Source organism: Pusillimonas sp. DMV24BSW_D, from assembly GCF_011388195.1.
In the GTDB taxonomy this organism is placed as follows: domain Bacteria; phylum Pseudomonadota; class Gammaproteobacteria; order Burkholderiales; family Burkholderiaceae_B; genus Neopusillimonas; species Neopusillimonas aestuarii.
Genome location: NZ_CP049990.1, coordinates 2,949,014 through 2,964,313, shown reverse-complemented (window position 1 = coordinate 2,964,313; position 15,300 = coordinate 2,949,014). Strand labels below are relative to the sequence as shown.

The 15,300-nt window shown below is 52.4% G+C and carries 14 protein-coding genes; 7 read left to right on the top strand and 7 right to left on the bottom strand.

All coding sequences use genetic code 11. From position 1 onward, the window contains the following. Positions 1–19: 19 nt before the first annotated feature. Positions 20–2,014 (top strand): acetoacetate--CoA ligase, encoded by a 1,995-nt coding sequence (locus G9Q38_RS14210; RefSeq protein WP_166132107.1) that lies wholly within the window; start codon positions 20–22, stop codon positions 2,012–2,014. Here G9Q38_RS14210 and G9Q38_RS14205 read toward each other — a convergent pair. Then, positions 2,001–2,381, bottom strand: a complete 381-nt coding sequence (locus tag G9Q38_RS14205) for an RNA-binding S4 domain-containing protein (protein WP_166132106.1) — start codon at positions 2,379–2,381, stop codon at positions 2,001–2,003. The two genes, G9Q38_RS14210 and G9Q38_RS14205, sit on opposite strands and share 14 nt — an antisense overlap. Positions 2,382–2,556: 175 nt before the next feature. On the opposite strand from G9Q38_RS14205, the gene G9Q38_RS14200 reads away from it, so the two are divergent. Together G9Q38_RS14200 and G9Q38_RS14195 are read left to right on the top strand one after the other, a co-directional pair. Further along, positions 2,557–2,952 (top strand): DUF4168 domain-containing protein, encoded by a 396-nt coding sequence (locus tag G9Q38_RS14200; protein WP_114421974.1) that lies wholly within the window; start codon positions 2,557–2,559, stop codon positions 2,950–2,952. A gap of 215 nt (positions 2,953–3,167) precedes the next feature. Further along, complete coding sequence (locus tag G9Q38_RS14195; RefSeq protein WP_114421973.1) at positions 3,168–4,394, top strand: MFS transporter; 1,227 nt, start codon at positions 3,168–3,170, stop codon at positions 4,392–4,394. A gap of 17 nt (positions 4,395–4,411) precedes the next feature. Here G9Q38_RS14195 and G9Q38_RS14190 read toward each other — a convergent pair whose 3' ends face one another. From G9Q38_RS14190 to purT, 3 genes are all read right to left on the bottom strand, one after another. Further along, positions 4,412–5,647 carry a benzoate/H(+) symporter BenE family transporter gene (locus G9Q38_RS14190; protein ID WP_205962306.1) on the bottom strand — a complete coding sequence of 412 codons (1,236 nt, stop codon included), beginning with the start codon at positions 5,645–5,647 and terminating at the stop codon, positions 4,412–4,414. Between the two features lie 120 nt (positions 5,648–5,767). Next, a complete protein-coding gene (locus tag G9Q38_RS14185; RefSeq protein ID WP_228276145.1) occupies positions 5,768–6,901 on the bottom strand; it encodes a mechanosensitive ion channel family protein in 1,134 nt (377 codons plus the stop codon). 87 nt (positions 6,902–6,988) lie between these two features. Then, the gene (gene purT, locus G9Q38_RS14180) at positions 6,989–8,194 is read right to left on the bottom strand and encodes a formate-dependent phosphoribosylglycinamide formyltransferase (protein WP_166132105.1); all 1,206 of its coding nucleotides are present in this window, start codon (positions 8,192–8,194) and stop codon (positions 6,989–6,991) included. 199 nt (positions 8,195–8,393) lie between these two features. Between purT and hmpA the strand changes: the two genes are divergently transcribed. The 4 genes from hmpA to G9Q38_RS14160 all read left to right on the top strand — a co-directional run bounded on the left by hmpA (position 8,394) and on the right by G9Q38_RS14160 (position 11,821). Continuing rightward, a complete protein-coding gene (gene hmpA, locus G9Q38_RS14175) occupies positions 8,394–9,617 on the top strand; it encodes an NO-inducible flavohemoprotein (RefSeq protein ID WP_166132104.1) in 1,224 nt (407 codons plus the stop codon). Positions 9,618–9,671: 54 nt separating this feature from the next. Further along, the gene (locus tag G9Q38_RS14170) at positions 9,672–10,304 is read left to right on the top strand and encodes a class I SAM-dependent methyltransferase (protein ID WP_166132103.1); all 633 of its coding nucleotides are present in this window, start codon (positions 9,672–9,674) and stop codon (positions 10,302–10,304) included. A gap of 2 nt (positions 10,305–10,306) precedes the next feature. Continuing rightward, positions 10,307–10,963 (top strand): DNA oxidative demethylase AlkB, encoded by a 657-nt coding sequence (gene alkB / locus G9Q38_RS14165; RefSeq protein ID WP_166132102.1) that lies wholly within the window; start codon positions 10,307–10,309, stop codon positions 10,961–10,963. A gap of 90 nt (positions 10,964–11,053) precedes the next feature. Then, on the top strand, positions 11,054–11,821 hold the full coding sequence (locus G9Q38_RS14160) for a TorF family putative porin (RefSeq protein ID WP_166132101.1): 768 nt from the start codon (positions 11,054–11,056) through the stop codon (positions 11,819–11,821). Between the two features lie 27 nt (positions 11,822–11,848). Here G9Q38_RS14160 and epsC read toward each other — a convergent pair whose 3' ends face one another. The 3 genes from epsC to G9Q38_RS14145 all read right to left on the bottom strand — a co-directional run bounded on the left by epsC (position 11,849) and on the right by G9Q38_RS14145 (position 15,177). Continuing rightward, positions 11,849–12,778 carry a serine O-acetyltransferase EpsC gene (gene epsC, locus G9Q38_RS14155; protein WP_166132100.1) on the bottom strand — a complete coding sequence of 310 codons (930 nt, stop codon included), beginning with the start codon at positions 12,776–12,778 and terminating at the stop codon, positions 11,849–11,851. Positions 12,779–12,835: 57 nt separating this feature from the next. Continuing rightward, positions 12,836–13,060 (bottom strand): DUF2061 domain-containing protein, encoded by a 225-nt coding sequence (locus G9Q38_RS14150; RefSeq protein WP_166132099.1) that lies wholly within the window; start codon positions 13,058–13,060, stop codon positions 12,836–12,838. A 227-nt stretch (positions 13,061–13,287) separates the two neighbouring features. Further along, complete coding sequence (locus G9Q38_RS14145; RefSeq protein ID WP_166132098.1) at positions 13,288–15,177, bottom strand: methyl-accepting chemotaxis protein; 1,890 nt, start codon at positions 15,175–15,177, stop codon at positions 13,288–13,290. Positions 15,178–15,300 lie beyond the last annotated feature (123 nt).

The following is a 15,300-nucleotide window of genomic DNA, read 5'->3' as shown; positions in this document are numbered from 1 at the left end:
ATCGGTAAGGTGAACGTTAATGTCGAATCCAGTTGTATGGCAGCCGAGCACTCAGCAAGTGCAAACATGTCAATTGTCTCGTTTTATGCAGTTTGTTTCGCAAACCCGACACGACACCCAGAAACAAACTCCAGCGTTTACCCATTACACCGATTTACATCATTGGTCGGTATCCGAACCCCACGCTTTTTGGCGTGCCGTATGGGATTTCTGCGGTTTAACGTCTGTTGAGCCGGCCTCTGCGGAACTGGGCAACAACGCCATGCCCGGCGCGCAATGGTTTCCCGGCATGACTTTGAACTTCGCCCAGAACCTGCTCAGGTTGGCCGAAGGCGAGCAGGCCAACAATGAAGCGGTCGTGGCGTATTGCGAAACCCGTCCGGTATTGCGTCGCACGTATGCGCAGTTAAAGGCAGATGCAGGTGCCCTGGAAGCCTATTTTAAAAGCCAGGGCGTTGTTAAAGGCGATCGGGTTGCCGCTATTGTGACCAATGGCTATGAAGCGCTCGTGGCCATGCTGGCCACGAGCAGTATGGGCGCGATTTTCAGTTCGGCCTCACCCGATTTCGGTGTGGGTGCTATTTTGGATCGGTTCTCGCAAATTGAGCCGGCCATGCTGGTGATCGTGAACGGGTATGGGTACGGTGGCAAGGTGTTTAGCCGCACTGAGGATTTTCAGGCGATCCGCCAGGGTTTGCCAACCCTAAAAGGGGTGGTGGCCATTGAACAGGTACCCGGGCAGGCCATGCCGCAAGGTCCCGGCGTGGTGTCCTGGGAGGCAGCTTTGCAGGCGGGGGCAGGCCAGGCGCCCAGTTATACACCCGTGCCGTTTGATCATCCGGTCTACATTCTGTTTTCTTCCGGTACCACCGGTAAGCCCAAGTGCATTGTGCATGGCACGGGCGGCATCTTGTTGAACCATGCCAAAGAGCTCATGCTGCATGGAGACATCGGGCCGGGCGATAGCCTGATGTATTTCACCACTTGCGGCTGGATGATGTGGAATTGGCAGGCGTCGGGCCTGCTCACGGGCGCGCGCCTGGTGACGGTTGATGGGTCTCCGGGGTATCCGAATTTAAGTTATCTGTGGGAACTGGCCGCGAACGAGGGCGTGACCCACTTTGGGACCAGTGCTCGTTTTATTGCCGGGTGTCGCAAAGCCAATTTAACGCCTACGCAAACCCATACCCTGCAAAAGCTGCGGGTGGTGTTCTCTACGGGCTCCCCGTTGTTGCCTGAAGATTATGACTGGTTTTATGCCGACGGGGTACCGCAGGCATTATTAGGCTCCATTGCGGGTGGCACCGACATTTGCGGCTGCTTTGTCGGGTGTGTGCCCACCTTGTCGGTACGCCGGGGCGAGATTCAGGGCAAGATGTTGGGGGCCGATGTGACGGCATTTGATGACCAGGGTCATGAGGTGCAGGCCGGGCGGGGTGAGCTGGTGTGCAGGCAGCCCTTGCCGTCGATGCCGGTGGCGTTCTGGAACGACCCCGAGGGCAGCCGATATCGCGATGCGTACTTTGATACTTACCCAGGTGTCTGGGCGCATGGTGATTTTATCGAATTCACTGATACGGGCGGCGCCATCATTTATGGTCGTTCCGACGCCACGTTGAACCCCGGCGGGGTGCGCATTGGCACCGCAGAAATCTACCGTCAGGTTGAAACGGTGGATGCTGTAAAAGACAGCTTGGTGGTGGGGCGTCAGGTGGATGGTGATGTGGAAGTGGTGCTACTGATTGTTCCCGCCCCAGGCCATGACTTAAATGATGCCTTGATAAAGGAGTTACGCACCCGTATTCGTGAAGGGGCCAGCCCACGACATGTGCCGCGTCATATTCTGGCCGTGCCCGATATTCCCTACACCCGCAGCGGCAAGAAAGTGGAGTTGGCGGTGGCGCGCCTGGTGAATGGGTCGGCTCGCAGCGACAATCGCGATGCGTTGGCCAATCCGCAGGCACTGGATCAAATTGGTGAATGCCTGTGCGCGAAAGGGCTTATTTCCCCCTGAAGCGTGACAAATCACGGCGGTCGCGTTTGGTAGGTCGCCCCATGCGCAAATCAATAGAGGGCTCCGGCGCAAGCCGCCGCATTTCTGCTGCTTTTTCCCGCGCAGCGATGCTTTCTGCTGTTTCTTCGTAGAGTTCCTGCGCTTTGGGCGCCGGCCCACGAATATTGCTGATGCCCTTTACAGTAATGATGATGGCGGGGTCTTCTTTCCGGACTACGACGGTATCACCCGGCGCTACTTCGCGTGCCGGCTTGGCTGTTTGCCCGTTGACGACAATCCGGCCTTTGTTGATTTCTTGCACGGCCAGGCTACGGGTCTTGTAAAAGCGTGCCGCCCATAACCATTTGTCGATCCGTAATTTATCCATGGTGTCTAGTTAGGAAAAGTCAGTAAAGATGTATCAGAAGAATACGGGCATTCTGATTTTAGGTTTTCAAGAAACATCTCGTTATTTTTAATAACCATAACAAACGCTGAAGTCTTTAAGGTCTCGTTCAGGGTTGTTAGGGTAGAACTTCAATATTAAGTCTTAAGGAGATTCTATGCCTAGCATGTTTAAACGTACCGTTTCCGCCGCTGTTCTGGCAATGGGCTTGGCGTCAGCCCCATTTATGGTGGGAGCTCAACAATCTGGCGCGCCTCAAGGGTCGGTTACGACACAGCCTCAGGCAGTGGATTCCTCGCAGTTTTCTGATTCAGATTTACAAAAGTTTGTGGCAGCGTCGCAGAAAGTTGCGGTCATTTCGCAAGATTATGCGCCTAAATTACAGCAAGCTGAAGATCCCACCGAACAACAGAAGGTGTTGGAAGAGGCTGATCAGAAAATGATTTCCGCAGTTGAAAAAGAAGGCATCAGTGTGGATCAGTTTCTTATGATCAATCAGGCCGCCCAGCAAGACCCGGCGCTGGCTCAGCGAATTCAGGGCGTGGCACAGTAACTTTATTCTCTTGTCTTTCGTTTGTTTGTCTTACGCGGTGCGATCCCTTTGCGGGGCCGCACCGTTTTTTATTTGATTTAGTGTCTCTTCACGGGGGATAATCCAGCTCTAACGTAACGGGCTCGAGTTTGATTCAGTCGCGTCTGTTGGCGGAACAGTTGTTGATGCTGTCGCGGTTGCGGCCACATCCGTGAAATATTGTTAAAGAGACACACATGTTTTATTCCTTGCGCTACCCAGGTGTCATGGCCGTTACATTGGCTGCTGCCGGCATACTCATGGTCACCATGGGTATCAGGCAAACTTTCGGGTTGTTTGTCAGCCCAATTAATGCATCTACCGGAATGAGTATTGCCACCATTAGCCTTGCAATGGCTATTGGTCAGTTCACCTGGGGTGCGATTCAACCCGTTGCCGGGGCAGTCGCAGACCGCTATGGGTCGCAGCGCGTGTTGGTCGTCGGTTTATTGCTTCTCGCTTTAGGGTGCGCCGTAGCCCCCTTCATGAACGAGGGCTTCGGTCTGACTATTGCACTGGGCCTGCTTGCTTCCATTGGTTCAGGTATTGGAAGTTTTTCGGTTTTGATCGGGGCGGCCACGGCGCGACTGCCGGCGGAGTCTCGCGGAACGGCTTCAGGTGTTATTAATGCGGGCGGTTCGTTTGGCCAGTTTGTATTCGCGCCTGTGGTACAAAAGCTGATACAGGCCGTTGGTTGGATGGGCGCGTTATGGGCGATGGCGATAGTGGCGCTGGCAACCCTGCCCTTAATTGGTCGCCTTGTCGGGAAAGGGGGTACCGCTCCGGCGCCACCCGCTATGGGTGAGCAGCGTTTGGGCGAGGCGGTGCGAACGGCTTCGCGCGATCGTAGTTATTGGTTATTGCATCTGGGCTTTTTTACCTGCGGGTTCCATATTGCGTTTTTGGTTACACATCTGCCTGGCGAGGTCGACTTATGTGGACTGCCGCCTTCTGTTGCCAGTTGGTCGTTAGCCATTATTGGTCTTGCGAATATTGTCGGCAGTATTTATGCCGGTAACTGTATTTCCAAATATCGCAGCAAGTACATATTGGCTGCTATGTATGGGTCACGTGCGCTTTTAATTGCGTGGTATTTGATGATGCCCCGAACTGAGTGGGTATTCTATATTTTTGCCGCCGGTCTGGGTTTCACCTGGCTGGCAACCGTACCACCAACCGCGGCCGTCGTGGGTAAGTTGTTTGGTACGCGCTACTTGGCTACGCTTTTCGGGTTAACGCTGTTTTCACATCAACTGGGCGGTTTTTTGGGCGCCTGGCTGGGTGGGTTGGCAATCACGCATTTCGGCGATTTTATGTGGATGTGGTACGCCGACATGGCGTTGGCGGTTTTTGCCGCGCTGGTGAACCTGCCTATTAAAGAAGGGCCGGTTGTGCGTCATCGTTCCGTTACGGTAAACCCCTGAATCATGGTTTTGCTTGCTTAGCTATTGTTTGGGTTCATTAAGCGTCGCAAACTATCGCGTTCAAGTAACCACGACGCAATGACGGCAAAAACCAGACCCCAGAAAGGGGCCCCAATATTGAATATCGGTACGCCCGCTACTGAAACCACGAATGAAACCAGAGCGCCTAATGGACACTCGCCTCGAAAAGCGGTTTGGAAAGTGGTTTGCAATACGCGCATCATTGCCAGGCCGCCGATCAGCCCGATTAAGGAAAGCGGCAGTGCCAGTGCGAATGCCGTGGCCAGCGGGGCGAACAGCGCAAACACGATCATCAGCAAACCTACAATCATGGCGCCAATCCAGTGTTTTTTTGGGTCGCCGCCCGACACAATAATCCCGTTAACCGGACCGGTTAAGCAGGCCGGAACGGATCCGGTTAGTGCCAGAAGAATTGAGCCCCAGCCGGTTGTTGTCGTAATGGTTTTTACAGGTGCTTCGTAACCTGCGTTTTTCAAAATGGCAATGCCCTGAGCGTTTTGAATACCCAGCACGGTTACCATTAACGGAATGACCAGCTCCAACATGGCTTGAATCGAGAATGAAGGAATGTACAGTGTCGGTCGTGCGAAAATTTGAGTGGTTTCAGGTATTGGCGTCATCGCGCCAATAGCCCATGCGGTTATGCCGCCGGCAATAATGGCGGCCAGCACCGGAGGAATGTACCGGCCTAGTGCTGGAACCAGTGTGAATAAAAGAAAGATAAATAGCGTCGCTCCCGCCAGGAACGCATTGTCCGTAAAGGCGGTAATTACCTGAATTCCCAGAGGAAGAAAGACCCCCGCAACCATTCCCATCACAATAGGCATGGGGATGGCACGCATAACGCGCCCGATCAGGCCGCTCCAGCCCAGAATCGCGATGACAATTCCCGTGACCCAATAGGCGCCGATTACCTCGGCAAAGCTTAAGTGGCTCAGGGCGGGGGGCAGTAATAACGCACCGGGGATGGTCCACGCAATTACCAGAGGTTGGCGGTAGCGCCAGCAAATCCAAAGTGTAATAAGGCCGGCAATGCCATAGCCACCAAAAATCCACGACGACATGTCGCTTTCCGACAAGCCGCCGGCCTGTCCCGCTGCAACCAGAATGGCCAGTGGCCCGGTAGTACAGAACAGGTAGGCTGTAATGCTGTTGCTAAAGGTATGGCGATCCGGCAAATAGCCGGCCATACCTGAGCCCTTGGATTGTTTAGCGCAGCCGTCGTCCGACACGGTGTCCCCCCGTTTTTATTGTCCGTGCATATAGTATTTTTGTCAGTACACGCAGTATATTACAAGCAGATAATGGCACGGCTTTTAAAGCGGGATGCTTAAAACGTTTGGGTTAACGTTTTAAGCATTCACCGGTTCAACATGGCTCTGACCTTGTCCATCTTTAACCAAATGCAGTGTTTGGGTGGGAAAGGCAATTTCCGCGTTGTACGTCTCGATAATTTCACCAATTTTCAGCAGGACATCTTGCTTGACTTCATGATAGGTGACCCATACCGTTGTTTTGGTAAATGTATAGATCATCAGGTCCAGTGACGACGGGCCGTACTGCAGGAAGTTCACAATCAGCGTTTGATCCTGGTCGATTTCCGGATGGTTGCGCAACATCTCCTTGATGTCATTAACAATCGCGCCAACGTGTGCGAAGTCGTCATAACGCACGCCAATTGTTTCGCTGATACGGCGATTCGTCATGCGTGAAGGGTTTTCCACAGCGATTTGGGTAAAGATTCCGTTGGGGACGTAAAGTGGTCGTTTGTCGAAGGTGCGAATACGCGTCAGCCGCCAACCAATTTCTTCTACTGTCCCTTCTATTTCACGATCGTTTGAGCGTACCCAATCGCCCACAGCGAAAGGCCGGTCGAGGTAGATCATCAGGCCACCGAAAAAGTTGGCCAGCAAATCCTTAGCTGCAAAACTAACCGCCAGCCCGCCGATGCCGCCAAACGCCAATAAGCCGGAAATGGAAAAGCCCAGGCTTTGCATGGCGACGAGAACGGCTGTGATCAGGACGGAAATACGTAGCAGCTTGCCAATGGCGTCGACGGTTGTGACGTCGATGGGTTCATTCTTGGCCTGTTTCTGGGCAATAATACCTTTTTCAACATTGTTGATGAAACGGACAACAAACCAGGTAATGCAACCCACGACCCCGATAATTCGAACAGGGTCGATAAAATCGAGCAGAGTGACTTCAGTTTCAACCTGAAGAATTTCAATGGCAAAAGAGAGGCCGATGATCCAGGCAACAATGGTTACGGGTTTGCGCGCGGCTTCAATCAGCGCATTGTCCCAATAGGTTTTGGTTTTTTTGCTGCGCGACTCAAGTTTGTTCAAGACGCGACGCAGGAAAAAGTTCGCGACGACGACCGCCAAGACGACCAGGAAAACCTGAATGGTCAGGGCGACCATTTCTCCACTGCCGGTCCAGGCAGATATTTGTTTGGAAACGTCGGCAAGAATATCTTCTTCCATTATGTAAATCCCTTGTTGCAAAACGCGTTATTGTAGCGAGCGTGGTTTTGCCTGGCCAATGACCCGGAAAATAATAGGGAAAGGCGTTTATTTTGCTGTACCGGGCTTGACGCGGTTGGCGGCTTTGCGGGCGTTTTCGCGGGCTTGATCCAGGTGGTCGTGATAGGCCACGGCAACGCCCATACGACGCCGACGAAAGCTTTCCGGTTTGCCGAACAGGCGCAATTCTGTTTGAGGGACTTGCAGCGCTTTGTCGACGTCGTTGAAAACAATTCCTTGCGCGTCCACGCCGCCGTAAATCACGGCGCTGGCACCCGGGCTGCGCAGTTTGGTGTCCACTGGAAGACCAAGAATCGCGCGCGCGTGTAATTCAAATTCATTTTGCCATTGCGTGACAAGCGTCACCAAGCCGGTGTCATGGGGGCGTGGGCTGACCTCGCTGAACCAGACGTTGTCACCTTTAACGAAAAGTTCCACCCCAAATAAGCCCAAACCACCCAGGTTCTCGGTAATTGCATGACTCACTTCTTGAGCCCGTTGTTTGGCCGTGGCGCTCATAGGTTGCGGTTGCCAGCTCTCAATGTAATCACCTTGTTCCTGCAAATGGCCTATTGGTTCGCAGAAATAGGTTTTGACTGCGCCTGTGTCATTCAAGGCGCGCACGGTCAGCAGCGTAATTTCATAATCGAACTCAACAAAACCCTCAACAATCACGCGATTTTTATTCACCCGGCTGCCCGACATCGCATAGTTCCAGGCTTTTTCAATGTCGTCGACATGATCGATTCTGCTCTGGCCTTTGCCTGAGCTGCTCATAACCGGTTTGACGATACACGGATAGCCGATATGCTCGGTTACCGCTTGTTTTAATTCCGTCAATGAGTCACAGAATTGATACGGACTGGTTGGAAGTTGAAGTGTTTCGGCAGCCAGGCGTCGGATACCCTCGCGATCCATGGTCAGACGGGTTGCACGGGCGGTGGGTACCACTCTGACCTTACCTTCAGCCTCCAGTTTTTCCAGGGCGGTCGTAGCAATCGCCTCGATTTCAGGCATAACCACGTCCGGCTGCTCTGATTCGATGAGTGCCTGCAACTGTTCAGGGTCACTCATCACCAATGTTCTTGCATGGTGTGCGACCTGATGTCCCGGCGCATGTGGGTAACGATCAACTGCAATGGTTTCAACCCCCAGGCGTTGCAGGGCAATGATGACTTCTTTGCCAAGCTCGCCCGAACCGAGCAGCATGACTTTGGTGGCAGTGGCGGATAAAGGGGTACCGAGCGTGGTCATGAGGACGTTCCTGCTAAGGATGCAACGGACGCTATTGTATCGATTTCTTATTGGGCCGACCTTAGTGCCGATTCGACATCAATTTAAGAAATATATAAAATACATCTTATTGTTTGGCAGCATGCTGAGCAATCCGTCATAAAGGCGGTCTTTTTTAGCCTAAAAGATCGATATTAAATATATTAAATGGAGTTGTTACATGTTATCGGAAGCTGCACGTCCGTATATTCAAGCTAGTGTGCCTGTTCTGCGCGAACAAGGTGTCACCATTACAAAGACTTTCTATAAAAATATGTTTTCCGAGCATCCGGAACTTACTCGTATTTTCAATATGGGAAATCAGGCCAGCGGTGCTCAGCAACAGTCTCTGGCGGCGGCGGTGTTTGCCTACGCCGATAATATCGATCAACCCGAGGCGCTGACGCCGGTTGTCAGCCGGATCGTTCATAAACATGCTTCAGTTGGAATTCGTGCCGAGCACTATCCCATTGTCGGTCGTCATCTTTTGGGTGCCATCCAGGAAACGTTAGGTGAGGCGGCCACGCCGGATCTGCTGTCGGCCTGGGAAGAGGCTTATGGTTTGTTAGCGAATGCTTTTATTGAAGAGGAGCGCAAGCTATACGCCGCCGCAGAAACCGAACCGGGACAATTATTGAATATGACAGTGCAAGAGGTTCAGGATCAGAGCCTTAATGTGCGTTCCTTTTTGTTAACGCCTGAAGCCGGCGCGCCACTGCCGTCTTTTATGCCGGGTCAATACATTTCCGTTGAGGCCTTGTTGCCCGGCGGTATGCGTCAGTTACGTCAATATAGTTTGTCGGACGCACCAGGAAAGACGCATTTCAGGATTTCGGTTAAGCGCGAGGCCGCGGGAAAAGAAACACCTGCTGGTCGCGTTTCCAATTGGTTGCACGATACGGTGAAGGCCGGCGACACATTGCGCATCAGTCCGCCGTTCGGCGATTTTACGCCTGATACGAATACAACGGAGCCTATCGTATTACTATCGGCGGGGGTAGGGGTGACGCCGATGATAAGTGCCCTGAACGATATTGCTCAACGCCATCCTGGCCGCCGCGTTATTTTTGGCCACGCGGCGCGCAGTCCCGCGTTCCATGCACATAGGGATGAGTTGGCACATGCCATTGAATTGATGCCGAATCTTGTATGTACCGTATTTTATGAAGATGTAGACGGAGATCATTCGGGCAATAGCTGGAGTAATCATGCCGTGACGGTTCAGAGCGGTCGAATGGAGGTGTCTGCATTGCCTGAGTGGGATTTGAATGAAGCATCCGTTTATATGTGCGGGCCGATGCCCTTTATGCAGGCTCAGTGGAAGGCGTTGGTTGCAAAAGGGGTACCAGCCAGTCGGATTCATCAGGAGGTCTTTGGCCCCGGTTTGCTCGATCATCTACGCTAGATCCGTTGAAGTTCGTATACTTTGGGGTTGAGTTAATGAGTGGATATCGGAATTATGTCTGTTCCCGTCGACCCCAAAGTGGTGTCTCAAGTTACTTTGGGGCATTACCAGCGCCATGCCTCTCGCTTCCAGGAAGGCACCCAGGATCATGACGTCAGTCAAAACATTGATGCTTTATTAAGGCATATCCCGGTCACCGCGCCTTGTCGCATCCTTGATTTTGGTTGCGGTCCAGGGCGCGATCTCGTCAGGTTTCGGCGTTTGGGTCATGAACCGGTTGGCCTGGATGGTGCACCGGCTTTTGTGGAAATGGCGCGCGCCAATAGCGGTTGCGAGGTATGGCAACAGGATTTTCTGGCATTGTCGTTGCCGGAAGCGTATTTCGACGGTGTGTTTGCCAATGCTTCCTTGTTTCATGTTCCCTTGGTGCATCTCGGGCAAGTGTTAAAGCATCTTAGGGGCACACTGAAGCCAGGCGGGGTGTTGTTCTGCTCAAATCCCCGTGGAGAGAATCAGGAAGGTTGGAACGGTGAGCGTTATGCCGTTTATCACGACTACGAGTCATGGCATGCCTTGTTAACTCAGGCGGGCTTTATTGAACTTGAGCATTATTTTCGGCCGCCAGGGTTGCCGCGAGACCAACAACCCTGGTTGGCCACGGTTTGGCGCAAATCGGACGTTGCCTGACGATGACGGGTTTTTTGTTCGATGATGTCGCCTTTTCCGCTGGGCCAAATGAAAGGCTCAGCAACGATGCTATGGTTTTACGTGGTTTTGCGTTGGCTCAAGATGCTGCACTATGGCGCGCGATACAGGAGGTTCTGGCGCGATCCCCATTGCGTCGCATGAAAACCCCAGGTGGAAGAGTGATGTCGGCTAAACAGACAAACTGCGGCCAATGGGGCTGGGTTACCGACAAAGCGGGCTACCGTTATGCGGATCGTGATCCTTTAACAGGCGTTGCATGGCCCGCGATGCCGCTCTTGTTCCGACAGATTGCGCAGACAGCGGCCGAACAGGCCGGTTACGCGCGCTTCGAGCCGGATGCGTGCTTAATTAATTGTTATGGGCCTGGAGCCCGTATGGCTTTGCACCAGGACAAAGACGAGGCCGATTTGGGTGCGCCGATTGTGTCTGTTTCGTTAGGGCTCACGACCCAGTTCCTGTTTGGTGGTTTGCAACGCACCGATTCGGTGCGAAAGGTTTTATTGGTGCATGGCGATGTCGTTGTTTGGGGCGGCCAGGATCGTTTGCGCTTTCACGGTGTCGCTGCACCAGTAAAAGGTGAACACCGCCTGTGTGGAAGCCAACGTTTCAATCTTACATTTCGACAGGCGAAAGCTTGAGGCGTCGACCCTTCATGGTAATTGGCATGAAAATTGCTTTAGTTGAAAAGACAGTTTTATTACCTGTCTTTTCTTTTGAAGGAGTGACTCATGGCCGTACTAAAAAAGAAGGCGCTTGCATTCGCTGCGCTGATTGCACTTGCCCAGCCTGTTGCAGCACAAACGGCGTCGTCTGAAACGACGATGTCTGAATTCGAAATTAGCGCCAACATGACCGCAACAAGCCAATATCGTTTTCGCGGCTTGATGCAGTCGAACAATAAGCCGGCAATTCAAGGCGGATTCGATATCAGCCATAGCAGCGGTTTTTATGTTGGTAACTGGAACTCCAGCATTAGTTGGCTCGGCGATGCGGATCCGAATGTTTCAGCGCCGGTTGAAATGGACTTTTATGCCGGCTATAGCGCACCACTTTACGGGGATTGGACGATCGACACGGGGGTATTGCAATATTATTATCCTGGCGATTATCCCGATGGCTTCACCAGCCCTAATACGACAGAGCTCTACCTCGGTATTGGCTATGGTCCGGTATCCTTTACTTATTCACATGCGTTAACCAATTTATTCGGATGGGCCGATAGTAAAAATAGTCAATACTATGATTTGTCGGGCCAATTTGATACAGGTGTTTGGGGCCTGATGTTGGACGCCCATGTGGGCTATCAGCGCGTTCGCAACGTAACCGATGGCTCCTACACAGATTGGTCGTTGGGTTTAAGCAAAACATGGGATAACGGTATAACGGCTTCACTTGCTTATGTGGACACCAATGCCGAACGCCAGGTTTATACCAATCGTGATGGACGTAACATGGGGCGAGCCGCAGCCGTTTTTTCACTTAGTGCCGCTTTTTGAGTGGCTCTTTAGCGAGTTAGTCGAAGTTTAAATCCCCGAGCTGGATGTGCAATTGGTTCGGGGAGTATCTTGCGAGCGGGCTTGTGTAACAACACAGCCGGCAGGTACGTCTTCTGTTAGCCAGACATTACCGCCAATGACACAGCCTTTGCCAAGTGTTACCCGACCCAGAATAGTTGCACCGGCATAAATAACGACATCGTCTTCTACAATCGGGTGACGGGGTAGCCCTTTTTGCAAACTTCCTTCGTTATCTGTGGGGAAGCTTTTCGCACCAAGTGTCACGGCCTGGTAGATTCGGACGCGTTCCCCTATGACAGCAGTTTCTCCGATGACAACTCCGGTGCCGTGGTCGATGAAGAAGCTCGGCCCGATTGTGGCGCCGGGGTGAATATCAATACCCGTTTGCGAATGAGCCATTTCAGCTGCAATGCGAGCCAATAAAGGGAGGTCGCGGGTATAGAGTTCGTGGGCTATGCGATGGTAAATCATGGCCAGTACACCCGGATAGCACAGTAATACTTCGTCGACAGTTTGTGCTGCCGGGTCGCCCCGGTAGGCTGCCAGAACATCGCTGTCGAGCATGCTGCGTATATGGGGCAAACTATTGGCCAGGCCGGTTATGGTCTCAACTGCACGTTGCTCAACTTCTGTTTCAGTGATGGCTTGGTGACGATGTTGATAGCGAATTTCCAGGCGCGCTTGGGCAAGCAAGGTGTGCAACGCGGTGTCTAATGTATGACCGACGTAAAAGTCTTCACTCTCATGACGTAGGTCGGTTGGCCCCAAACGCATTGGAAAAAGGGCGCCTTTAAGTGCATCCATGACCTCAGCGAGCGCGTCTCGTGATGGAAACTCACGGCCGCCGGGTTCGCGAGACCGCTTTTGGGACGCGCGCCATTCCTTGCGGATTTCACTTAATGATTGAACAATGGTATCGATTTCAAAGGACGCCATAATGTCGTTCGGACGATGTCAGGATTGAGTCTGGATAATTGCGAATGTTAACACTCATCATGGTTGTACAACTGCACAGGTTCCGCGGTGGGCGGAGCGCAGCCGCCGGGTTTTAATCTTGCGCCACACCTTTTCGTGAAGAGGTAGTAACGCGACATTGCATATTGGTTCAACCAAGGCTGCCAATCCTCCTGTCATGATCGAACCTGTCATGGCATACGTAACGGCAAAGGCGACACCCATGTGCAAAAAGACCTGGCTGGTTTTTTCAATAATGAACATGACGTTTCCCCTAGATTTAATAGGTAAATGATAGTCATTCTCATTTATTTAAACAATTTGATTGTTTAAATCCGTTTAATAGGTTTTTGCTATTTCACGTCATGTGGTGCAGCGTGAGCACGTCGCATTAGTGTTACGGCCAAAAACAAAAGCTGGACTATGTCCAGCTTTTGTCATCTCTTAACAGGTTAGGGATCAGGTAATGGTTCTGCATTGATTCCGGGAAATTAAAATTCTTCCCAATCGTCTTCCTTGGATGTTTCAGGTTTACGTTTTTGGGAACCGTTAGCTTGGCTAAGATCCGGACGGCGCAATTCGCGATTGCTGTGTTGTCGCGTGTCGTTTTCTTCGTTTTTCGGTGTTGCACCGTTCTGCGGTTTGGATTGGTTATGGTTGTGAATCGTCTCTCGTTGTTTTTTTTCGTCATGCGGTAACTCGTGGGATGACGATTTCTGTTTGCGCCCCGACGGTAGCGCGGCTGCGGAAGAGGTTGTTTGGTGCGTGTCTTCGGCCGTTTCACGCGCAATTTCACGTGCCTGGACATCGATGTACTCTTGTCCAACGTCAAACAGGTTGACCACTTCAACAAGCCGGTTGGCTTGAGCCTTGAGGCTGTCTGACGCTGCGGCGGATTCCTGCACCAGTGCTGCGTTCTGCTGGGTCACGTCGCTAAGCTGGAGAATGGCATCGTTAATTTGGTTAATGCCTGAGGTTTGCTCGGTTGTGGCAGCGCTGATTTCATTGATCAGGTCGGTGACACGTTTGACTTGATTAACGATGTCTTGCATTGCCGTGCCGGCCTCATCGACCAACTGGCTGCCCGCATCGACTTTTTTCACGCTATTGTCGATGAGGTTCTTGATATCTTTTGCCGCCGAAGCACTTTTTTGTGCGAGGCCGCGAACCTCGCTGGCTACAACGGCAAACCCGCGTCCTTGCTCGCCCGCGCGCGCAGCTTCAACGGCAGCATTCAACGCCAGAATATTGGTTTGGAAAGCGATGCTGTCGATGACTGAAATAATATCAACGATTTGTCGCGACGACGTGTTGATATCCTGCATGGTGGTCACCACGTTCTGCACCACGTCGCCACCCTCTGTGGCCGATTTGCTGGCCGAGGTAGCCATGTGTGCGGCTTGCTGGGCTACTTCGGCGTTGCTTTTAACTGTGTTGGCCAGTTCTTCCATGGCGGCTGCCGTTTCCGTAAGGTTGGCAGCTTGTTCTTCAGTGCGTTGTGATAAGTCTGCGTTGCCTGCGGCAATTTGAGTGGTGCCGGTGGCGATGTGATCGCTACTGATGCGAACCGCACCCACGACCTTGCGCAACGACTCTTGCATAAGGTGCATGGCATGCATAATGCTGCCCTGGGCGCGCTTGGGAACTTTAATCGTGTTGTTTAAGTTGCCTTTGGCGATTGAGCCCGCTATGCGGGCAACTTCGGTGGGTTCGCCACCCAGTTGACGGGTAAAGCCCCGTGTAATCAGCAGCCCCAATGCAATGGCGATCAGAACGCCGATAGCAGTTAAAACCACCATAAAAACCAAGGTTTGTTGGAAAATGTTTTGGATTTCCCGGGTGGCGGATTCGGCATCATCTTGCTGATCGAACACAATTCGCTTGATCAGACTTTCAGCCTCGTCTCCCATGGGGCGCATTTCCGTGAAAACCCGTTCGATGGTATCCAGCCGGCCCAGACTAACCGAAGGATCGTCGCTCACCACATCGCGCGCGACCTCCATATAGGCTTGCAGCGCTTCCTGGGCGTCGCGAACCCGTTTTTTGCCTTCTTCCGAAACGGCGGTTTTAGCCAAGTCTTCCAAAGCCAGACGCGCCGACATGAAGTGGTTGTTGATGGAGAAGTATTCGCTGCGATAGTCGTCGGCGGTGCTTGTTAGCAGTGTACTTCTAAGCGCACGCCCAGCGGCGACCAATTGCCGGTCAGCCTCGCTGGCATGGCGCAGACCGATGAACTCCTCATCGTATAGCGTTTGTGTTAACTGGTTGATTTGCTGCATCGATCGCATGCCAATGACGCCGATAACGGCGGCTATGGCGGCGACAATCAGAAAGCCACCAATCAGTTTGGTTCGTACTTTCAGGTTGCGAAGCCCTTTCATGTTGTCTCCGGGTGAGAACTTTAGACAATACCGAAACCTTTTAACGGCTGGCTTTTGGATAACTTTAGTGATCGTATGACCGACTGTTGTCCAATAAGGGCGAGAATAAGCGATGATTTTCGG